The sequence below is a fragment of the Mucilaginibacter sp. GW822-FHT03E02 genome (genome assembly GCF_058801545.1).
The window spans coordinates 2,994,493-3,017,096 of the sequence record NZ_JBXANJ010000001.1; the positions used below are offsets into that span (position 1 = coordinate 2,994,493).

The 22,604-nt window shown below is 44.1% G+C and carries 20 protein-coding genes; 3 read left to right on the forward strand and 17 right to left on the reverse strand.

The window, feature by feature from the left end; all coding sequences use genetic code 11:
• Positions 1-157: 157 nt before the first annotated feature.
• From AC1RM2_RS12555 to AC1RM2_RS12585, 7 genes are all read right to left on the reverse strand, one after another.
• Positions 158-1,099, reverse strand: coding sequence for a glycoside hydrolase family 43 protein (locus AC1RM2_RS12555; RefSeq protein WP_492985421.1), 942 nt, complete (start codon positions 1,097-1,099; stop codon positions 158-160).
• A gap of 93 nt (positions 1,100-1,192) precedes the next feature.
• A complete protein-coding gene (locus tag AC1RM2_RS12560) occupies positions 1,193-2,962 on the reverse strand; it encodes a family 43 glycosylhydrolase (protein ID WP_492985422.1) in 1,770 nt (589 codons plus the stop codon).
• 18 nt (positions 2,963-2,980) lie between these two features.
• Positions 2,981-4,489: a family 43 glycosylhydrolase gene (locus AC1RM2_RS12565; RefSeq protein ID WP_492985423.1), complete on the reverse strand. Its 1,509-nt coding sequence runs from the start codon at positions 4,487-4,489 to the stop codon at positions 2,981-2,983.
• 397 nt (positions 4,490-4,886) lie between these two features.
• Positions 4,887-7,688 carry a PKD domain-containing protein gene (locus AC1RM2_RS12570; protein WP_492985424.1) on the reverse strand — a complete coding sequence of 934 codons (2,802 nt, stop codon included), beginning with the start codon at positions 7,686-7,688 and terminating at the stop codon, positions 4,887-4,889.
• Between the two features lie 223 nt (positions 7,689-7,911).
• Entirely contained in the window at positions 7,912-9,339 is a 1,428-nt protein-coding gene (dnaA, locus tag AC1RM2_RS12575; protein WP_090651550.1) for a chromosomal replication initiator protein DnaA, read from the reverse strand.
• Positions 9,340-9,775: 436 nt separating this feature from the next.
• A complete protein-coding gene (locus AC1RM2_RS12580; RefSeq protein WP_492985425.1) occupies positions 9,776-11,323 on the reverse strand; it encodes an acyl-CoA mutase large subunit family protein in 1,548 nt (515 codons plus the stop codon).
• A 3-nt stretch (positions 11,324-11,326) separates the two neighbouring features.
• Complete coding sequence (locus tag AC1RM2_RS12585) at positions 11,327-11,857, reverse strand: DUF7935 family protein (RefSeq protein WP_492985426.1); 531 nt, start codon at positions 11,855-11,857, stop codon at positions 11,327-11,329.
• Positions 11,858-11,950: 93 nt separating this feature from the next.
• Between AC1RM2_RS12585 and AC1RM2_RS12590 the strand changes: the two genes are divergently transcribed.
• Both AC1RM2_RS12590 and AC1RM2_RS12595 read left to right on the forward strand, forming a co-directional pair.
• Positions 11,951-12,298 carry a HesB/IscA family protein gene (locus tag AC1RM2_RS12590; RefSeq protein WP_147055353.1) on the forward strand — a complete coding sequence of 116 codons (348 nt, stop codon included), beginning with the start codon at positions 11,951-11,953 and terminating at the stop codon, positions 12,296-12,298.
• A gap of 279 nt (positions 12,299-12,577) precedes the next feature.
• Entirely contained in the window at positions 12,578-13,816 is a 1,239-nt protein-coding gene (locus tag AC1RM2_RS12595; protein ID WP_492985427.1) for an ABC transporter permease, read from the forward strand.
• 125 nt (positions 13,817-13,941) lie between these two features.
• Here AC1RM2_RS12595 and AC1RM2_RS12600 read toward each other — a convergent pair whose 3' ends face one another.
• From AC1RM2_RS12600 to AC1RM2_RS12645, 10 genes are all read right to left on the reverse strand, one after another.
• The gene (locus tag AC1RM2_RS12600; protein WP_492985428.1) at positions 13,942-14,406 is read right to left on the reverse strand and encodes a phosphatidylglycerophosphatase A family protein; all 465 of its coding nucleotides are present in this window, start codon (positions 14,404-14,406) and stop codon (positions 13,942-13,944) included.
• Positions 14,407-14,524: 118 nt separating this feature from the next.
• Positions 14,525-15,343 (reverse strand): TerC family protein, encoded by an 819-nt coding sequence (locus AC1RM2_RS12605; RefSeq protein ID WP_492985429.1) that lies wholly within the window; start codon positions 15,341-15,343, stop codon positions 14,525-14,527.
• A gap of 37 nt (positions 15,344-15,380) precedes the next feature.
• Positions 15,381-16,343: a hypothetical protein gene (locus AC1RM2_RS12610; protein WP_492985430.1), complete on the reverse strand. Its 963-nt coding sequence runs from the start codon at positions 16,341-16,343 to the stop codon at positions 15,381-15,383.
• A 150-nt stretch (positions 16,344-16,493) separates the two neighbouring features.
• Positions 16,494-17,636, reverse strand: a complete 1,143-nt coding sequence (locus tag AC1RM2_RS12615; RefSeq protein WP_439695136.1) for a toxic anion resistance protein — start codon at positions 17,634-17,636, stop codon at positions 16,494-16,496.
• A gap of 93 nt (positions 17,637-17,729) precedes the next feature.
• Positions 17,730-18,344 (reverse strand): TerD family protein, encoded by a 615-nt coding sequence (locus AC1RM2_RS12620; protein WP_492985431.1) that lies wholly within the window; start codon positions 18,342-18,344, stop codon positions 17,730-17,732.
• Between the two features lie 5 nt (positions 18,345-18,349).
• Positions 18,350-18,904 carry a TerD family protein gene (locus tag AC1RM2_RS12625; protein ID WP_492985432.1) on the reverse strand — a complete coding sequence of 185 codons (555 nt, stop codon included), beginning with the start codon at positions 18,902-18,904 and terminating at the stop codon, positions 18,350-18,352.
• Positions 18,894-19,739, reverse strand: a complete 846-nt coding sequence (locus AC1RM2_RS12630; protein WP_492985433.1) for a phosphoribosyltransferase family protein — start codon at positions 19,737-19,739, stop codon at positions 18,894-18,896. The genes AC1RM2_RS12625 and AC1RM2_RS12630 overlap by 11 nt, the downstream gene beginning before the upstream one ends.
• On the reverse strand, positions 19,739-20,431 hold the full coding sequence (locus tag AC1RM2_RS12635) for an HAD family hydrolase (RefSeq protein ID WP_492985434.1): 693 nt from the start codon (positions 20,429-20,431) through the stop codon (positions 19,739-19,741). The genes AC1RM2_RS12630 and AC1RM2_RS12635 overlap by 1 nt, the downstream gene beginning before the upstream one ends.
• Before the next feature lie 194 nt (positions 20,432-20,625).
• The gene (locus AC1RM2_RS12640; RefSeq protein ID WP_492985435.1) at positions 20,626-21,300 is read right to left on the reverse strand and encodes a TerD family protein; all 675 of its coding nucleotides are present in this window, start codon (positions 21,298-21,300) and stop codon (positions 20,626-20,628) included.
• A gap of 8 nt (positions 21,301-21,308) precedes the next feature.
• Positions 21,309-21,884: a TerD family protein gene (locus AC1RM2_RS12645; RefSeq protein WP_492985436.1), complete on the reverse strand. Its 576-nt coding sequence runs from the start codon at positions 21,882-21,884 to the stop codon at positions 21,309-21,311.
• Between the two features lie 253 nt (positions 21,885-22,137).
• Here AC1RM2_RS12645 and AC1RM2_RS12650 point away from each other — a divergent pair, with 253 nt between their 5' ends.
• A complete protein-coding gene (locus AC1RM2_RS12650; RefSeq protein WP_492985437.1) occupies positions 22,138-22,548 on the forward strand; it encodes a DUF1801 domain-containing protein in 411 nt (136 codons plus the stop codon).
• The last annotated feature ends 56 nt before the right edge of the window (positions 22,549-22,604 follow it).

Sequence of the window (22,604 nt, forward strand, 5' to 3'; positions counted from 1 at the left end):
TTAATAATTGTGTAAAGAACAATTATTAACAAATATATAGCTTTTTATGATAAATAAAAACCTTTCAATCTTTATTTAATTCTACACTTGAAGTGTAATTAAGACACTTTGGAGGTTTATTATTGTTATTTTGACAATTATATTAAACAACAAGGATTTACTCATTCAATAACTTAAGTGCTGTTTGTTTAGAAATTTCAATGACCGTTCCGTGGGCCATTTTAAGATCAGTTGCCTGGCGTTTCCATGTTTTCAGATCCTTAGATACAAACATGTAAGCAAAATCGCTTTCGAATGGATCTGTAAACATGCAATAGTTTGGGCCTATTTTTACTATCGACGGGCCTTCATCGCCTGTTGATGGGGTCACCGGCCCATGTTCATCGCCCCAGGGCCCTTCCGGGCTTTGGCTGGCCCGATAATAAATATTAGGGATATGGGTGTTATCGTCCTTTTTATAAAATAAAAGATAGCGTTTGTTATCCTTATAAATAAAAGCATCTATCGGCCCCTGGTTGCCGGCTGCACCGCCCGCCGGCGATCCGTTACGGAAAAGAACAGCGGGTTTGCTAAATACCTTGAAATCCTTTGTAGTTACAAAATATATCCTGCCTTCTCCTTCTTTTTTCCACGGACCGATATTTGACGACCAATAGATCATGTAGTTTTTCTTTTGAGGGTTAAAAAATATTTCGGGCGCCCAGCAATTGTTGGTACTATCTATACCTGAACCTACAGGAATGGCTTTTTCATCTCCCCATTTTGCTGGATCTTTGGATTCGGCATAACCAATGTTTTTTCCCTTCCAGCCGGTGGTCCATACCATCCGGAAAATTCCATCTGTTCCCAGGTTGATGCTGGGGTCCCTGATCAGCTTTTCGCCCACCTGTGGTGTTGCTACAACCTTTCCGTGGTTAACGGGCAGCCAATTGATACCATTTGTGCTTATAGCAAGGTTAACACCGACGTCCTGCTCAACAAAATACGAAAAAAGGAAAAATTGCTTTGCGTTGGTATCAAGTTTTGTTTGCGCATTAGCTATGCCAGCGCACACTGTCAGCAAGGCGATCAGTTGAATAAGTACCGTTTTTTTCATCATTTTTATTGTTGGTTAAAATCTGTCAATACAGTTATTTTGTGTTGTTACCCGGCGGCAACATCGTTCAGGATAAATCCGCCTTTGCCCATGGTGTCATTTAATGAATAAGACATGACCGCTTTTGACGATGCCGTTTTCGTTAAAACGCTCTACAGTAAAGTAATAGCTTTGTTTGCTATTTAAATTTCCAATTTCGGCGCCGTTTTTTCCATTTACCTGGTAGTTCTGATACAATTTGCCGGGTGCTATACCATACCTGATATTATAACCCGTTGAAGATTGACTGGCAGGCCATTTTAAACGGATACGGCAGCGGTCGGTGCTGTCCCTTACTGCAGTAAATGTAATTTTTTCTTTGGCCAGTTGCTGTAATTGCTTCCCGAATACCCGCAGTCCCCATAATGCGAAAGTGCCGCCGGGAAGGCTCACGTTCCTGATACGCAAATACCTTGCATATACGGGTTTAGTCAATTCAATATAGGGGTGTGGGTTATCCTGCGCTGTTAGCCATGTATTGTTTATTAATTTCCAATGGGCATTGTCGGCCGATACTTCTAATAAATAATCATAAGCAGCATTGGGCTTCCGGCCGTATATCCCGGCATTATGATCGGCAAAGTTTATTTGTATCGCATTAATTCGGCACTTGGCTTTCAAATCCATACTTATCCATTCCTTATCCCCGCCGGTTGCCGCACTCCAGTATGTCCTGATATCCTCATCTGCCGCCAATGAGGCCTCATGCCCCTTGATTTGGGACGAAACCGAAACCGGCTTGTTATAAGATAGCAGCGCCCATCCTGTAGAGAGATCTGAGGGGCCGCTTATCCGGCTATCAGGTACAAAAAAAGGATAGTCGCCATAACCGGTGTAGGTATAAGCATCCTCCGGGGACCGGAAGAAAGCCGGAAAGATTCCCAGCCGGCGCTCATACCGGTGATGCACCGATATGGTCATTGTCGAGATTCTCCAATAATTACCATACTTGTCCTGGAAGGTACTGCTATGGCCCACGCTGCCTATAAAGCCCCCCTGCCTGGCAGAAAACGGATTATTCGGGGCAAGGCGGAAAGGGCCTACGGGCGAATCGCCTGTGTAAAGCCCATCCGAGTAGCTTTTAAATTCTGTTTCGGGACAAGCATATTGCAGGTAATATTTCCCCTTAATTTTTGTCATCCACGCCCCCTCAATCCATGGCCGTGCGGTCATCTCGTTACGCTCGCCCGAGCGTTCCCAGCCATTAAAAGCGCGGTCGCTGTTGATAAGCGGAACCGGCGGTGTTTTCGGCATCAGGGTTTTCATGTCGAGCTCTACAACAAAAATGGGATTGATATTTGAGCAGCCATAATAAAGATAAAGCCGGTTATCATCATCAAAAAACAAATCCGGGTCTACCAGGCTAATCGGAAACGCCGGATTGGCAATTGTCCACTTTCCGCTTTGCGGATTACCCGTTTTGTAGATCTTGCCTCCATCCTTTCCGGTAGATGCCATAAACAAAACCGTATCTCCTATCACCACGGCGGTTGGCGCATAATCCTCTAACGGCAAATCATCCGTTTTTATAAGTTTCCAGTGCTTCAAGTCGGACGAGTGCCAATATCCTCCCGATTTGGAAGCAAAAAGATAGTACTCGCCTTTAAAAACGATGACGGCAGGGTCTGCAGCCTCTCTGCGCGAAGGTGTGTCAAGACAAAACCTATAGTTCAGGTCCAGCGGGTTACATATGGTGTATTGTGCTTTTTGCCGGTTCTGTGCACGCAAGTTGCCGCATCCCCAAAATATAGTTAATAGCACCAGGCTGGAAACGAGGGCGACGGTCTTGAATATTTGTAAAATATAATCTTTTATATGTTGGTTCATCTTTTCAGCACGATGGCATTAATATATCTTCATTTCCCACAGGCCCGGCACACCAGACAGCACGGTTACCCTAAGATACCTTGCCGATCCTATTTTAGCGGCAACCTCCGGCGACCGCACTGCTGGTTCGGTATTTATTTTAACCGTGAGCCACTTTTTTCCGTCAGTTGATTTCTCCAGCTTCCAGGTATGCCCTAAGGCGGAGGCCACAAAATACAACTCGCACCTGTTAATCTTTTTAGGCGATCCCAGGTCGGCTTCAAGCCAGGGCTGGCTATCTTTCCCGGATGCCATCCAAAAAGTTCCGTAGTTGCCATCCGCCGCATTTTCGGGCTTACCATTCATCGTGCGCTCAACAGCAACAACGCCTTCGCCCTTATCGCGGGGAGCAATGCCTGCAATACCGGATATCGCGGTATCGATAATAGACTTGATTAAAGAATCTGGCTTGAAGCCCGATGCCTTAACAGCCACTGGCTTTATGGCCGCGGGGTAGCTGTTTTTCAACAGCACGCCGATGCCGGCGCGATTTACCTTCACGGGTTTAATCGTGCCATCAGCATTAAATTCCAGTTTATTGGCAAAAACCTGCCGGGTTGTATAACCATTACCATATTCCAGGTAAAAGAAAACGTATTGCCCGGTGCCCGGCATTTCAAATACGTTGCCATGACCCGGCCCCCAAACGTTGGCGGCGATAGCTGACTGTAGTATAATATCAGGACCGGAAGGGGCCGAATACGGCCCCAGGGGGCCGGTTTTGCTCATCATATAAGCATACACATAGTTGGAGCCGCCGCTTAGCGTATAAACATAATAATAAATCCCTTTGCGCTTGAACAGGAACGGGCCTTCAGAGTAGCCGGACCGTGAGGTTTGTATAACTATTTTATCTCCTGCCAGGGTTTTCCAGTCGGGGCTAAGTTTCGATATATTTCTTTTCCTCCACACCAGGTAGGCCGACCCGTCATCGTCAACAAACGGGTCGCCGTCAATATCATTCGCTACGGGTTTAGTCTCTTTGCCGGCTTTTTCGGGTTCGTTAAAGTAAACACCCGTGCCATTAGTAAAATGAAACGGCCCCTCGGGTACCGTAGCTGCCAGCAGGTAGGTACCCACCTGCCCGTCGGGTTTAACAATGGTAGCAAACATTTGGTATGCACCATCCTTTTTAAATACCTTCCCTGGCGCCCAAAAACGAAAGTAACCGGTTTTATCCGTGCCATTCCGGTCTTTGTAAGGATAAGGCTTGCTCCAGTCAATAACCGGTAATATATTCCCGTTGTAGTTCCAATTAATCAGGTCGGGCGATTTCCATACCACCGGCGGGCCCATCCTGTCAAGCTTCTGGTCAATGTCCGACGTTCCGTAAAGATAATATACACCATTGAACGTAACTACCGATGGATCTGCCGAGTAATCCGGGATAACCGGATTACCCCCCGGCTGCTGCGCATAACATAACCCACTTAGTACTATTAATAGCAGCGTGATAAAGAAGTTTTTACTCGATTTGTAGTTATACATATTTAATTAAGTTGCTTTTATTAGGGGTTATGGCTTGCAGAGCTTATAGTACCCAGAGCGCACTATAGCAATACTACTCCGTTGCCTATTCCCGGACTTCAAATATCATTCATTTTTAGCATCGGCAAAAGGGGGTAAATTGCTCAAACAGCGGGGAGAATGGCACGCGCCCCGCTGTTATTGTCTTTTTTTAAAATTAATATTTCTATTTCCAGTCCAACTCTGATCTCGTAGCAGGTACGGCAAAAAGAGTTAGGAAGAAATAAATTATGATCGACGGCAGGCGTTCAACAAAAAACAAGACCCGAACACTTAAACACCTGATTACAAACACAATAGCTATTAACCCCCGAACACCCGAACAGTGTATGTAAAAAGCGAACGCTTTGTACACAAATCACCTGATTATTGTTAACGCCCCCGACATGGTACTCCGCCCATGTTTAGGGTTGATGATGTAGTAGTATACACCGCCAGGCACGGCGGTACCATTGTAAGTGCCATCCCATGGAACCGCGTAGCCTACAGAGGCAAATAGCCTGGCACCATAACGGTTATAAACTTCGACTGTGCAGTTAGTGTAGGTATTCAAATATTTGATGTTCCATTGATCGTTAACGCCATCCCCATTGGGCGAGAAAGCATTAGGTACAACCGGCCCCTGCAATACCGAAACATTCACCTGCCCGCTTACCGGGCAACCCGAGCTGTTGGTTACCGTGAGTGTATAGGTAATATCGTCGGTAGGTGTAACTGTTGGGTTTAACAAGGTAGCATCATCAAGGTAAGTTGCCGGCGACCATAAATATGTAAGCCCTGTACCCGTTGCAGTAGCCGGCAGCCTGGCGGTTCCGCCCGATAATACCGTAATATCTGGACCAGTGGTAATAACGGGGATGGGATTTACGGTAATACTTTGACTTGCCGAAACCGGGCAGGAATTTGTTGCCGTGTAAACATAGTTTATAGTAAAAGTACCGGCTCCTGATACAGTTGGGTCAAACAAACCGGTGCTGCTTACCCCAGTGCCGGAATATACACCCGTACCAGCTACCCCTGCGGTTTCCTGGGCCGCTAATTGTACAGTGCCGCCATTAACACATACTGCCGATGGCGCAGTAAAAGTTATTTCGGGTACGGCAAGCAGCGTAATGGTTTTATCCATAATGGATACGCAGCTACCACCGGAATAAGCAACCATGCGCACCTGGTAGTTTTGCGAGGCCGGCGTATGGAAAGCCGTGTAGGTATGGTAATATATTTTGCCATAGCTTGGGCTTTCGTCGGTTTCAACTGCACCCGGGTTATTACCATAATCATAGTACCACTCTACTTTGGTGATGCTGCCAAAATCAACTGTAGACGTATTGGTGAAGCTTACCTGCTGATCGCTGCACAGTGCTGAGGTATTGGCTACGGTAAATGATGCTACGGGTATAGATCCATTTACTGTAAAGCTTTGGGTAATAGTAGATGTACAGCCACTTGCCGATGTTACGGTAAGCGTAACCTGGTACACGGCTGCCTGGGTATATTTATGCGATGGATTTTTCAGGGTGGATGTATTGGGATTTGCGCTGGTTGCGTTGGCATCACCAAAATTCCACAAATAGGTAAAATTCCCTGTGGTATTGTCGGCAATAGTGCTGTTATCCGTAAAGGTGGCAGATGCATCGGCCAGGCAAACATCGGGCATGCTGAAAGCGGCAACCGGCAGCGGGCTTACCGCAAGGCTTTTGGTGAGCGTTCCTGTACACCCGCCCGAATTGGTGACGGTAAGCTTTAAGCTATATGTACCGGCGCTGGCATACAGGTGAGTGAAGGCGCTATTGGTGGTTTTGGTTTCGGTTGTGCCGTCACCGTAATCCCAAAGCCAGGAGGTAATTGTGCCCGTGCCTGTTGTTGATTGATCGGTAATGGTAACCGCCTGGGTTAAGCAATCGGGCGTGGTAAAGCCGAATGCCGCTACAGGCAATGCATTGATGATTACCGTTTTGGTAGCAACCGATGGTGTGCACCCGGTGTTGCCGGCTACAGTAAGTGTTACCGTATAAGTACCTGTTTTAGCATAGGTATGTGTAGGGCTTTGCAACGCCGACGTTTGCCCGTCGCCAAAGTTCCAGGCCCATGATTGTATGGTTGATCCGTTGGTTACCGAGGCATCGGTAAATACATTTGCTGTGCCCAGGCAGGTTTGATTGGCAACGGTAAATGCGGCCACCGGCGCTGGCGTAACTACCAGTGTCAGGCTATTGGATGCCACAACACAGCTTGCCGATGTGATATTTGCTGTTATAGCCGAAACCAGGCGGTACAAGTAAGTGCCCGCCGTGGTAGGGGCAGTTATAGTATAAGTAGTTGCTGTGCCGGCGGTACTGAGGTCTGTCCATGCACCATTGGTATATATCTGTAGTTTTTGTACATAGCCGCTGGCCAGCGTACTGGTGGCATTAATGGTATAGGTTTGTGCCGAACCCGCGCAGGTGGTTTCGGTACCTGCGGTTGAACCATTGAAAACAGCCGAAACGGTTGAACCGTATGGGCTGAAGGTAATATCATCTACCGCAAAATCGTTACCCTGAGTGCCGCTGGCATTACTTACCAGTTTAATTACTACGTCGCCTGTGCCCGCTGGTAAGGTAAAGTTTGCGGTATAATTATGCCATACATTACCGGTAGGAACATCGCCGGTTGATACGCCGGTACCTAATTCGGTTACGCCGTCAGCGGCGTAAATATGAAAAACCATATTAGGCAGTATGCCGCCGGTTGATAATACGTTTTTTATCCAAACGCCAAACTGGTATTGGGTATTGCCGCATAGTCCGGGTACGGTTCGGGTATAAACTGTGCCGGCCTGTACGTTGCCGTTTACCACCATCATATAGCCGTTGGTATTGCCCGTTGTTTCGTAGTCGTGATCATAACTGGCTACAAAGCCGCCGTGTACAGTGGTGTTGCTTTGGTTGGTTATGGTGTAATAGTTTTCGCCTATTTGCCCGCTTGCGCTGTAAACATAAGTGGTGTATCCCGAGTCGGCCGAAAGCGCGCCGGCCCTTGAGGCAGTGCCCGAGCCAAAGGTTATTTTAACAACCGGATCGCCCAGACTTTGCGCCCCAGCCTGGCGGTATGAAAACAGGGTGAACAGAAAACAGGCGATAAGGGCAAGCAGTTTGCCAGGCTTTAAAGTAAACAACATCTATAAGCACAATTAATTATGGGTGAATTGGCGCAACAATGCACAGCTGAGTAAGCAAGCAGCCAATCTGTACTAAAGATGTTGTAACAACGGCATATTTACCTCGATGTATCGATTAACTGGCTATTTCAATCGGTAAATGAAAGGGTGGATGGAGAAAACAATTGCAAAAAAAGCCCTGCATGTTGATGCAAGGCTCTTAGTAATATGATTAACAGGTCGGTTAAGACATTTTTAGCTTCTTTTGGATGTCGGCAACGTAGCCTTTGAACTTTTTATCGGTATCAATCAAATCTTCTACTGTTTGGCAGGCATAAATCACAGTAGAGTGATCGCGGCCACCAAAGAAATTCCCTATTGATTTTAATGAACTTTTAGTATGTGCTTTGGCCAGGTACATAGATATCTGGCGGGCCTGCACAATTTCGCGTTTGCGGGTTTGCGATTTTACCATTTCGATAGGTACTTCAAAGTATTCGCAAACCAGGCTTTGTATATACTCCATCGAAATTTCTTTTGAGGAGTTCTTCACAAAGTTTTTCAACATTTGTTTAGCAAGGTTCAGGTCAATTTCCTTGCGGTTAAGGGTTGATTGTGCCAGTAACGATACCATGGCGCCTTCCAGTTCACGCACATTGTTATCAATATTATGGGCTACATACTCAATAACATCGTTTGATAGTTCGATACCATCCTGGTAGATCTTATTTTTAAGGATAGCCATACGGGTTTCCAGATCAGGGATCTGCAAATCGGCCGACAGGCCCCATTTAAACCGTGATAACAGGCGCTCTTCTAAACCAGCCAAATCTTTTGGCGCTTTATCTGATGTAATGATCAGTTGTTTGCCGCTTTGATGCAGGTGGTTAAAAATGTGGAAGAAAAAATCCTGTGTTTTTTCTTTACCGGCAAAGTTGTGCACATCATCCATAATGAGCACATCAATAGCCTGGTAAAAGTTAACAAAATCGTTAATGTTATTATGTTTAAGTGCGTCTACAAATTGCTGTGTAAATTTCTCGCACGATACATAAAGTACCAGTTTATCGGGCAGTGAACGTTTTATTTCGTTACCGATAGCCTGGGCAAGGTGTGTTTTACCTAACCCAACGCCGCCATAAATCATCAATGGGTTAAATGAGGTGCCACCCGGTTTCGCGGCCACAGCGTATCCTGCCGACCGTGCCAGGCGGTTACAGTCGCCTTCAACAAAATTTTCGAAGGTGTAGTTTCTGTTCAGTTGCGGGTCAACATTTAACTTTTTGAGGCCGGGTATCACAAAAGGATTTTTAATGTCCTTATTTATAGAGATAGGGATCGGCATCGATTGATTTTTTGACTCGGCTCCATTTCCGTTCGAGGGCATATTCGTTGTATAGGGTTTACTTGATGATGATTGCTCAACAACAATATTGTACTCTAAACGCCCTTCATCGCCCAATTGTTTTTTAATTGTTTTGCGCAATAACCCTACGTAGTGCTCTTCAAGCCATTCGTAAAAAAACAAACTTGGTACTTGTATCGTCAAGACACTCCCTTCCATTCTTAAGGCTTTTATCGGCTCAAACCAGGTTTTAAAGCTCTGTGCCGGTATGTTGTCCTTTATGATCTGAAGACAGCTATTCCAAACGTTAGTACAAGTTTTTTCCATAGTAAATATAAGTAATTATTTGATTTCCAACCCCTCAGTCAACTTCTTTCGGGACTGTTACGGAACATCAAATGTGTCCAAAAAAAGTGTATAAAAAAATTAATTTTTCACTTTTTTAACATTTTGTAAGTTATCAACAAAAGTTGTTTTTAAGTATAAAATTTGTATATAACGCAATGTTTTGTAATAAAAAACGCAATTGAATTATTTAAAAATTAATTTTCGGCTTTTTTGATTAATCCGTTAAAAACCACCTAAATAGCACCGTTTTTTTTTGCAGCTATATGGTAAAATAAAGGCAATTGTTTAGCCATTTTAGCCTTTTGCGTTGCACTAAAAACTAAAGCACTGGTTTAATGCTTATTAAAAATAAAAGCTGTTCTTTTGTTAATTATGGCACGATACCCGCACAAATCCTGAAGCCACACCCGCGATACTAATATTCCCCAAAAACCTCCCGCAGTATATCCGCGATTTCTCCTAAGGTAGCATAATTTTCAACCGAAGATACTATAAAAGGCATTAAATTTTCTGTGCCTTTTGCTGCTATTCTTAATTGTTGTAAAGTTCTTTCAACAGCTTGGTTATCTCTTTTGTTTTTGAGTTTTTTAATTTTTTCTATCTGCATTTTGCGGATGGAGTCATCAACCCTGAACATACCCGATGGGGCATCTTCATGCTGGGTAAACTTATTTACGCCAACGAGGATTTTTTCACCACTTTCAATATCATTTTGGTACTGATATGCTGATGCTGCTATCTCCTGTTGGATGTAATCCTGTTCAATAGCCTTAACAGCACCGCCCATGGCTTCTATCTTATCCAGATATAATTGCGCGGCGGCTTCAACCTCGTCGGTCAGGGCTTCTATAAAGTATGAACCTGCCAGTGGGTCTACAGTATCGGTAACACCGCTTTCAAAAGCGATGATCTGTTGGGTGCGCAGGGCTATTTTAGCGGCAGCTTCCGTTGGCAGGGATAATGCCTCGTCATAACCATTAGTATGCAGCGATTGTGTGCCACCTAATACTGCCGCAAGGGCCTGGTTACTTACTCTTATAATATTATTAAGTGGTTGCTGTGCGGTTAGGGTTGATCCCCCGGTTTGGGTATGAAAACGCAGTTTCTGCGCCCCGGCATCGGTTGCTCCCAATTCCTTGGTAATATGCGCCCACATTCGCCTTGCAGCCCTAAACTTGGCTATCTCCTCGAAAAAGCTATTATGGCAGTTAAAAAAGAAAGAAAGGCGTTTGGCAAATACATTTATGTCCAGCCCTTTTTCAAGCGCAGCCTTTAAATAGGCTTTGCCATTGGCCAGTGTAAAAGCCAATTCCTGCACCGCAGTTGAACCGGCTTCCCGGATGTGGTAGCCCGAAATGGATATGGTATTCCATTTAGGCACCTCCTTGCTGCAGTACTCAAACACATCGGTAATTAACCGCATTGATGGAGTTGGCGGATATATATAGGTACCCCGCGCCGCATACTCCTTTAATATATCGTTTTGAATGGTGCCCGAAATCTGGCTCAGGTCTGCCCCCTGTTTTTTTGCTAACGCGATGTACATGGCCAGCAAAATAGCTGCGGTTGCATTAATAGTCATGCTGGTGGTAATATCCTTAAGCTGGATGCCATCAAACAATATCTCAATATCCTCCAGCGAATCGATGGCGACGCCAACCTTGCCTACTTCGCCCTCGGATAGCTCATGGTCGCTATCATAACCAATCTGCGTAGGCAGGTCAAAAGCTACCGAAAGGCCTGTTGTTCCCTGGCTTAATAAATAGTGATACCGCTTGTTTGATTCTTCAGCCGTTGAAAACCCGGCATACTGGCGCATTGTCCAGGCTTTACCACGGTACATGTCTTTTTGAATGCCTCGCGTAAAGGGGAACTGGCCCGGTAGCTCGTCCATTTTGGAGGGTTCGGTGTAAACCTCCTTTATTTCGATACCCGATGTGGTGCTGAATTTTTTAGCCATCATGGTTTAAAATAACTCTTCCAAATCCTGCCTCACCAGGTTAATGGCTATCTCATACGGATCATCTTGCAACTGACTTAGGTGGATGAGCACGGTTTTGCTCAGATCCATGGCGGTGGCGTTTTGGGGAAGGCCTTTTACGGCGTTGTTTACCAGGCTCAGGGTGTCGTCCTTTACTCTTTTCATCACAGCCCAAACCCGGCTGCTTACATAAATTTGCTGGGTAACGTTATGCTGAAACTCGGTACGGATCTCGTTAACAATAACGATATGCAAATCGGCAGCCGAAAGGCCGCCCGCATTAAGGCGAATGAGCATGTTGGCCGGATTAATACGATCAATAAATAACACAACACGCTCGTAGGCCTGTAACCGTAAAGGCAGGGTTTGACTGCTTACACTGCGCTTAAGCTCCAGCAGCTGCACCTGGTTTTGTTTATCAAGATATGGTTTCACCAGGTAAAAGGCTATCCATATAACACCGGCGCCGGCTACGGTAAACTTTAAAATATCAAGTAAATATTGGGTTGTAAGCATGGTTATTAAAATGTTATACAGAGGTCATAAAATAGCTGTGGATGTAAAAATCCACATTTTACCTTATATTTGTATAGTTAAATATAAAATAAGATGAGTACTGCTGTTGAAATTTTACCGGTATCATTTACACCGGGCGCCGTTAAGGAACTTTTTAAGTTGAAGGATCAGCAAGAGATTGGCGATGAATTTGGTCTGCGTGTTGGTGTTGAGGGTGGTGGCTGCTCGGGTATGAGCTATGTACTGGGTTTTGACCAGAAAAAGGATGGCGACCAGGAATTCATTATAGATGGTATAAAAGTATTTATGCACAAAGCCCATGGTATGTACCTGATGGGTATGCAGATTGATTTTCAGGATGGCTTAAACGCCCGTGGCTTTACATTTAACAACCCTAACGCAGCGAGCAGCTGCGGTTGCGGAACATCATTCTCGGTGTAAATAGAGTCAGGAGTTAAGAATCAAGAGTTAAGACGAAGAAATCTATCCGGAGTAAGCCGCAAGACAGACTTATATCGTATTAAGTAGATATACAGGCAGCCCAATGGCTGCCTTTTTCAATGGTGCCAAAACGGAGATGGCCTTATACACGACACCGTTGTTTATCCTTTTGTCTTTTCATTCTTAAGCTCATTTCACGTACTGTCTCTTATTTTTATATTGCTGTAACAAACCGGTAGGCTTGTTAGTCATATAACTGCTTATTACATAATTACGCCCATGCCGGTAAAAACCTCCTACAGAGAAAATATTTCGATAGCGTTACAATCCATTGCCGGTAACAGGTTGCGTACATCGCTTACGGCTTTAATTATTGCTATTGGTATAATGGCGCTGGTTAGTATTTTAACGGCTATTGAGGGGATACGGCAGTTTACCAATGATGCCTTTGCCGATTTGGGCGCCAACTCCTTTACCATTCAAAACCGTGGCGAAGGGTTGAATTTTGGTAACGGCGGCCACCGAAAGATGTACCCGCCCATTACTTATGACCAGGCCGATCGCTTTAAAAAAACTTTTAAACTGCCTGTTATTATTGCCGTAAATATCGATGTTACCGGCATCGCAGTTGCAAAATTTGGCAGCGAAAAAACAAACCAGAATATTTCCATATCCGGCTCAAACGAAAACTACCTGGCCACCAGTGGTAAAAAATTATCCTTCGGCCGTAACTTTTCAACTTCAGAGTTGGAGCATGGTTCAAACGTGGTACTTATTGGCGACGAGATTAAGCAGAAGCTTTTTAAACACTCCGACCCGGTTAACCAAAACGTTTTTATTGGCGGCAACAAGTATAAAATAGTTGGTGTAATTGCCTCAAAAGGTTCAAGTTCATTTGGTGGCGATAAGTTTTGCATTATCCCGATATTAAAAGCCAAGCAAATTGACACCAATAAAAATGCTTCCTACACAGTTACTGTTAAAGTGAAAGGCCCTGGCGCTTTGGATGCTACCATTGGCGAGGCAACATCGTTGTTCAGAAATGTGCGCAGCCTAAACGTGGCCAACCAGGATAATTTTGAGATTTCGAGAAGCGATTCGATCCAGAAAGAACTATCCGGTCAGCTGGCCGGGATTACTGCCGGCGGATTTGCCATTAGTATCATCACGCTGATTGGTGCCGCCATAGGCCTCATGAATATTATGCTGGTATCGGTAACCGAACGCACCCGCGAAATTGGAGTGCGTAAAGCCATCGGAGCCACACCTGCCGTAATACGTAAACAGTTTTTAATCGAGGCCATAGTAATATGCCTTATAGGCGGGGCCGCGGGTATTGTATTAGGTATGGCTGCCGGAAATGTTATCGCGGTTCAGATAAGCGGAACTTTTGCCGTGCCATGGGGATGGCTAATATTCGCGGTTGTACTATGTACATTCATCGGGTTGATATCTGGTTACTACCCGGCTAAAAAAGCCGCAAAGTTAGACCCGGTTGAAGCCCTGCGATACGAATAAGCTGAAAGCAGAAGGCTTAAGGCTGAAAGCGGGAATAAAAATGGATAACCCACTGTAATTCTTATCATAATAAAAATGCCGCAAGTTGTTAACAAGCGGCATTTTGCATTAACACGTATTTTTAATTATCGACCAAACTTCAGCCATATAAAATAGCCTATCCAAAGTACCACGTTAGAATATACGCCGGCCAGCACATCGTCCATCATTACACCGGTACCGCTGGGCAGGACTTCCATTTTACGGATACCAAGCGGTTTAACAATATCAAAAAAGCGGAACAGTACCAGCCCGCCCAATAAAATGTAAAGGTTTTGTGGTAAAAACAACACCGAGATAAGCATACCGGCAACTTCATCTATCACCACGCGCGAACTATCTTCGCCCCAATCAGGTTCAACCTTGTTGCTCACATATACACCCCAAAGGGTGATAACGATGGTTATTGCCAGTAAATAAAACGGATTTTGTAAAGCAGGACATTGCCATAACAGCCAAATGCCGCCGCAGGTAACTATGGCCGCGTAAGTGCCGCCACCTTTTAAAAAACCGATGCCGAATATGGAAGCTATTATTTTATTGAAGTTCATTGGTATTCGTTCATTTGTTCACTGGTTCATTTGTTCATTGGTGCGTAGTTTGTTAGACTAACTTATTGCCTGCCACTTTTGCCAACTGCTAACTGAAAACCGCCCACTGCCAACTGAACTACTGCTTATCTAAAACATCTTCCGCGGCCTCGGCTACCTCCGGTTCGATGGTGTGGCGTTTGGGAAAGTTGAATAACAGCGATGTTAATACAGGTATAATGAATATGGCTACGGTAAATATTGATGTAACTATATCGGCGCCTTCGCCTTCCATCATCTTAGAGAAACCTGTTTCGGGGTAAAAGTGGATATATAATGATGCTGATAATTTTAAGCCCAATACCCCTATCACAATAAATGCTACGGTTTCCAGGAAGGTAAATTTCTCCATCAGCTTAACAAAAGCCTGGGCAACAAAACGCATGGCCAGTATGCCGATGAATACACCTATGTAAATCAAAACCACATGATCTGTAAACGCTACAGCCGCAAATACGTTATCGATAGAGAAGGCAAGGTCCATCAACTCAACCAATGCCACGGTAGCCCAAAACACGCCAAACACGCCTACTGTCGATTTATATAACCAGTTTTTGCTTTTGTCAACTTCTTCCTCTTCGCCGCCCGCGTTTGCTGCCTGAATTTTACCTTTAAAATAATCAAAGCAAAGGTATAACAGGTATAAGCCACCAATGGGTTTTAGCCACCATATTTTTACCAGCCACGCGGCCAGGAAAAGGCAAACACCCCGTAGTACGTACGCGCCAATGATACCATAACGTAAAGCTTTTTTACGCTGATCTTTCGGAAGATCAAGCACCATAGTTGCAAGCACGGCGGCGTTATCTACCGATAGCAAACTCTCTATCAGGATCAGGTTTAAAATAACGAGGAGGCCTGCTTTAATGTCGGGGCCTAATATTGTATGTAAATCCATATAAACAGGTAATGTATTTTTGTTAAGGTTAAATAAACTAAATTAAATCGGTATTGAGCATGCTTTTTAAAATATTGGCTTGCACATCAATATTGCTGATATTATCCAGGAAGGTGATATCCGAGATCTTTTTATAATTGTCGGCAAGCAGGGCGGCAATTTCCGGCGGCATGTGCGCTTTCATTGCGGCGGCATTGCCTTCAAGCCTGTCGTTCTTGTCTTTCAGTTCATACATCAGTCGCTCTTTTTTCGACATGTTGGTAGTCATATCCAGCCCGGCTATTTTTGCAACGTCAAAAAACACAAACAGGTTATCGCCGGGGGCATATATAAAATACCTGTCGGTATCAATAAACTTGTAAACCTCTATTACCTGGGCGCCCGACTTTAAACCGCAATAAAATTCTGTTTTAAAATCATATTTGCACAACACCCCCATTAGCTTACGCTGAATTTTGGCGTATTCATTTTTGTAAACGTCCGCAAGATTAAAGGCCGTAACTTCTTCCATCAGGTCAGTACTAATAGTGTAAAAAAAATCAGCCGCAAACCGCGAACTAAATGCGTTGATGTTTTTAGACAGTGGGTTTTCTGTTGAACTATCAGACAATACCTGGAACAGCTTGCGCAACGATAAATTGATCTTGAGTGCCTGCCTTTGCTTTTCGAGGTTGAAGTTTGCCAGGGTATAAGTAGGGTCGTTCAGCCGTTCAATCATTTCGCGGTTAATCTGAATCTCGTCAAACAACAAGCTTACGTTGGTCTCATTGTTCTTTTTGATCTTGCGGAGTAAATCTATTAGGCTCTGGGTAAACTGGAGGTGGAACAGATCGAGTTTATTGGTGTCCAGCTCGGGGTTGGCCTCAAACAGTTTATGGATCACCTGGCTACGCAGGTAAATTTTATAAATCATATCGTCGCCAAAAAATACAGAAAGCAGTTGCAGCTTGCTGAGCATCCGGTTACTCTGATTTAAAATATTTAACCTGTTTTCGTCCATGAATCAAGTACAAATTTACGAAAAAAGAAACCCCACCCAAACCCTCCCCTGAAGGGGCGGGCTTTAAAAGAAAATCGCCTGTGTCATGCAGGCGATTTTCGAAAGATCGTTAAAAGTCTCCCCTTCAGGGGAGATTTAGAGGGGCTTTGCTTACGCGTTAGTCACATGCTTTTTCAACTCTGTTTCCAGGTTCTGCAATTCTGTGTTTAACGTTTTGCGGTTGGCAGTACCTTCATCGTGAATACGTTTTACCTCGGTAAGGGTTTCAATCAGCGATGCAGTTGTGCGTTTCAGTGTATCCAGGGATACTACCGTTTTCTCATTCTCGCGGGCAACGTCGATACTGTTTTGTTTAAGCAGCTCGGCATTTTTTTGGAGGATGGTATTGGTGGTGTCCGAGATTTTTTTCTGCATCTCCACGTTTTCCTTCTGGCGGTTTAGGGCAACAGCTATTGTAAGCTGATTTTTCCAAACCGGGATGGTGGTTGATACGATGGATTGCGCTTTCTCGGCTATAGTAGTGTTATTACTTTGCACCACGCGAATTTGCGCCAATGATTGCATCATGATAAACCTGACTACTTTCAAGTCGGCAAGGCGTTTATCCAAGCGATTCACAAAATCGCGCAGGTCGGCAATTTCGTAATCATTGTAGGCCGATGGGTTGGCATCCATTTGCGCCAGCTGCTCGTTTAGTTCATTGTACTTTAACTGGCCCGAGATGATCAATTCCTCCATTTGATGGATGTAGGTTACATTGCTGTCAAACATGGTTTGCAGCGAACTGTTATCTTTCAGCGAGTTAACACGACCAGCCTTGATCTTATTGGTTATCTTATCGATGTTGTTGATCACCGTATCGTACTTCTGAAAAAGCTTTTTGGCATCAAACACCAGCTTTTTCATGAAAGGGATATGAGAAATAAATGAGGTGAACGCGTTTTGGTTCAGCTCATCTACATCAATATAGTTCAGTTCGGTAAGCAGGTCGTTTATCAGTAAACCAACTTCGCCGGAGTTATAGGTACGTACCGAAGTTAAAAAGTTATTACTGTACTTCTCCATCGATGCCTGCACATCGGTGCCGTAGTTAAGGATGGAGTTAACATCTTTGGGGTCGAGGGCTTTGGCCACCTCACTATATTTTTGAACTTCGGTAGGCGTAATGTTAGCTAAATCTACATTACCTTCCTTATCCAGCAATTTTACAGGAGTAGTTGTTCCCGGTGCCGGAGTTATATCCAGGGTAACCGGGGTTATGTTTATCGGGTTATTATTTGGTGCGCCTTCCATTTTCTTGAGTTTTAAGTTATAATCTGAGGTCTGATTTCTGAGGTCTGAGGTCCGATCTCGGGCCACAGTCCTCAGATCACCGGCCACAGAATATTATAAATAATTATTGGTAACTGTTTTAACGGTTTCTTCCAGTTTGCGGTCACGGGTGGGTTCGCCAATGGCGTTAAATTTCCATTCGCCGTTCTTTTTGTAAAAAACGCCCATCACCATGGCAACGTGGCCGGCAAAATCTTTGCTGTGTGCAATATCATAGGTAGCAAAAACTTCGTTTACGCGGGTTGGTGTACCTTCATAAATGCGGATAGATGCAAACGGGATGGTACCAAAATCCTGCCCACGGAAACTGTTAAGCATAAATGCCACATAAGTTACAGATGCAGGCAAACCCGGAAGATTTACGGTGATTACTTCATTGTCAATGCCGTCGTTGCCATTTAAATCGCCGGTAAGGTCGTCGCCGCTATGTTTTACCGAACCATCTTTTGATTTTAAGTTACCGAAATAGATCACATCTATCAGGCGTTTACTTTCGTCAAACAAGGCGCAGCTGGCGTCAAGATCAACCGCTTCTTTGGTTACGCCAAAGCCAAAAAGGCCTTTTTTTTCAATGGCTCCCCAGTTAATGCCCACGCAAACACTTTCTAATTTGCTGCCGTTACTTTTCTCGAGACTGATGCGTTGTCCCTTTTGAAGATTAATTGCCATAGCTGTTATTGATATTTGTTTAAATAATCCTGCAGGCCGCCTTTCATGCCAACGCCAACAGCTTCAAATTTCCAGTTGTTATCTTTTTTGTAGATGCGGCCAAACTCAACAGCGGTTTCTATCGAGAAATCTTCTTCCAGCTCATACTTCAAAATATCGGCACCTGTTTCGGCATCAAATATCCTGATGAAGGAGTTGCGTACCTGGCCAAAGTTTTGTTTGCGCGCCTCGGCCTCGTGAATAGTTACCACGATGCAAATTTCCGAGATTTTAGCATCAGCCTTTGATAGATCGACCTTTACCTGCTCATCGTCGCCGTCGCCGGCGCCGGTAAGGTTATCGCCGGTATGCTCAACTGCGCCGTCAGGCGATACCAGGTTATTGTAAAAAACAAAATACTCGTCGGCGACTAATCTTTTATTGTCGCCCAAAATAAAAATAGAGGCGTCTAAATCGAATGCGCTGCCTGTTGATGAGCTATTGGTATCCCAGCCCAGCCCGATGGTGAATTTGGGGGCATGGATGCTTTCGCGCTGGCCTTTTTGCAAATTAATTGCCATGTTTAATCAGATTTTTATTGTTTATAAATAGGTTTTGGGTAATAAAATTAAGGTTTTGGGCGTAGGCATCAATAGTATGGTAACCATTGCCCAAAGCCATATCATATAGCAAGTTTACAAAATCCATCGTTTGGTTTTGTATAAAAATGCCAAAGCAATCGGGATTATAATTTAATATGTATTTTACTATACGGGTATTAATGGCAAAACTGCCGCCTTGAATAATAGGCTCCAGGTCGAATATAGTTTTTACCAGGTGGTAGTTTAAAAAATTCTCGATGTTGGGGTGTATGTTTTTATTCACCAGTTCGGCAAAGTACAGCATGTAAATATCATTGCTTAGGCCGTATGCGTTCACCATTTTCATGATCATGCGCTCGTGGCTGCCGGTTATCTTAATATCATCCAAGAATATCAGCGTTTTACCGGTCAAAAAATCCTTATCAATATGGAACGAATCGTTACCTATCAGGTTCATCCTTTGCTCAGCATCCAGTTCGCCATAATCCTCTTTATAAGTAATAGTTCGGTGTACCTTGGTTTCCTGCACTACCGGGTAGCCATGTTGCGCCAGCCAGCGGTTAAGCCCGTAAACAAACCATGTTTTCATGGCAAAAGTAGCCGTCGGGATAAACGAATAAGGGCTCGATATCACCACAATTTGTTGCGTTATAGGTTGTACCAACAATACTTCTGCTATAAAACCATCAACCAAAGCGCTGCCAAATTCACGGGCTACCGCTTCATCGCCAAATTTGAAACGGCTGTAGCCATCCGGGCAAAAGCCGAAGTTACTATCGTTGCTGATATGATGTAATGAGTAGGTAGTGTTCATTAACTTAATAAGGCTAAAATAGATTGGTTGTTTGAGTTGATAAGCAAACTTTTTATGCCCGCTGCATGGGCGCCTTCAATATCAGCCTTAGGGTTATCGCCTATATGAATGATATCGCTTAAACGAATATCCTTATTTATATTGACCTGTTTGATATTTTGCAGCATTAAATTAAATAAGGCAGAGTTTGGTTTCGACAAACCCACCTCATCCGAGTATAGCTGAAAATCAAAGTAATCGCTCATCTTTAACTCCGGCAGTACCTTTCTTAAGGTTGCCCCTTTTATAAAACCGGTATTGCTTAACAAACTAAATGTACTACCTGTTTTATTTTTTAGATGCTGCAACGTGGAAATTGTTACAGGCGAGTATACCAGCGGCATGTAATAGAACAACAGCTTCTCCATATCCAGGTACAGTTTGCCGGTATCAATATCCGATAAGCTAAGCTGGTTGTCATTAATCAGGCTGATTACCATCAGGTACATCTCGTCGGCATCAATGTTTTTGCCTGTACTTTCGTTTACAGCGTTGCACATCAAATCCACCTGCCTGAAGGCTTTAGCCACCTCGTCAATACTTTTACCCATCGGGTTAAAATCCCGGTGGAAGATTTTGGTACGCTCTATTTTAAAATAAGGGTTTGATTTAATCAGCGTAAGCCAGAGGTCGAAGGAGTAGTGTTGGTACATTGCAGGCTGTGTAGGTTGTACGTGATACGTTGTAAGTTATACGTTTTGCCCGAATTGGCAAATATACAGGTACAACAAAAATTCAATATTGTTAGCAGTTCTAAATAAAGGTTGTACGCGATATGATGTTGTAAGCTATACGTTTTTTATCCAACACGCACGTACAACGTATCACGTACAACCTACAACCCAATTCAATATTGTTTAAGTAGTTCTAAAAAATTATCCGTTGCAAACGGTTCGCCAATGGCGCGGAATTTCCAGGTGCCGTCTTTGCGGTACACTTCGGCAAATTTCATGGAGCACATGCCGTTGTAGGTGGCATCGCCGGATAAGCTGAATTTGGCTATCTCCTTACCGTGATTATCAACTGCACGAATAAACGCGTTCTCGACCATGCCAAAATGCTGGTTTTTCCGCTGGCCCTGGTATATGGCTACGATAAACAAAATGCGGTCGTATTTTGGGTCCAGCGAATCTAATTTTACGATGATCTGCTCATCGTCGCCGTCGCCCGCACCTGTACGGTTATCGCCGGTTAGCCAGATATGGTTCGATGGATGGCGCATGGAGTTAAAATACACCACATCGCCCTCATATAAATTTATTTTATTGCCGTTGGGTTTTTGAAAAGTGCGCCCCCTGTTGGCCACATGGCCGTTTTTATCAAGCAGGAAAGCTATGGCATCCAGGTCGTATTCCACCTCTTCGGCGCCGCCGCCAAATAGTTTACCTAAAAAACCGCTGCCACCATGACTTTTCCTTACATCCCAGCCTAAGCCAATGGTTACCGACGACAAATCGAAGCTTTCGCCTTTATCATTTTTACGAAGGTCAATTGTTTGACCTTTTACCAAATTTATTGCCATAGCCTTGCTTACTTAATGATTTGCCCTTTAAAATATTTGCTTAAAAAGAAGGCAAGGTCTTCTTTATAGCCCACGCCCGATGCCTCAAACTTCCAGGCCCCGCTGCGGCGGTACAAGCGACCAAACTCAATAGCTGTTTCGATAGAAAAATCCTCACCCAACTCATATTTGCAAACTTCGCTGCCGGTTTGCTCATCAATAATGCGGATATATGAATCGCGCACCTGGCCAAAATTTTGCCTGCGGGGTTGCGCTTCATGGATGGTTACCACAAACAATATCTCCTGTATTTTAGCGTCAACTTTAGTTAAATCAATATTGATGGATTCGTCATCGCCACCATCGCTGTTGCCGCCCGAAGGATCGTCGCCGGTGTGGTGAACCGCCCCATCCGGCGAATCTACATTGTTATAAAAAACGAAGAACTCGTCTTCGGGTACAAATCTGTTGCCATCTATCATGATAGCCGATACATCCAGGTCGAAATCATAACCTGTGCCTTCATTTGGGTTCCAGCCCAAACCAACTGTCATTTTCGACAGTCCGATATCTATTTTTTGTCCTTTTTGAAGATTAATAGCCATTGTAAAATGTATTTATATATTGACAAGCTGGCTGCGTAATTGTTACGAAAACCACCGCGAATTTTGCTTAACTAAGGTTTAAAATACACAACTAAGGTATATGTTTTTTTGACATACAGTATGAAATAAAAATGAAGGAGAAGCCTCCACTAAACGGCGAAACCCTCATTAGCTCCGTCAAAGTAAATTAAATGCTAATAATCCTCCCCGATATTCAACATATTTGTATAACCTTATTAACCTGCAAACAACCATGGCCAAATTACCGCCCAAAACAAACACCCAATTGGTAACCGAATACATTGAAAAACTGGATGCCCCGGTTGCCCAAATTGTACAGGCTATCAGGCAAATGGTTTTAAGCATAGACCCTGAAATTGGCGAAGAGATAAAATGGAACGCCCCCAGCTTTGTATACAAGGGCGAAATGAAGCCTTTTAACCCTAAAGAATATAAAAGGTATATCATTGTGATGAACCTGCATAAACGCATTCTGCTCGTTTTCCCCAGCGGGGCAAAAGTTAATGACACCAGCGGTTTGTTAACTGGCGATTACACAGACGGCCGCCGCCTGGTATACATTAAGGATATGGATGATTTAAAAAGCAAAGAGTCCGCGATAAGAAAAGTAGTGCTGGATTGGCTGGCCCTGGTTGAGAAATAAGCAAGGTTGATTCTTCAAAAAGCATCTTTTCTTTTGGCTCTGAAGATACTTCTCTT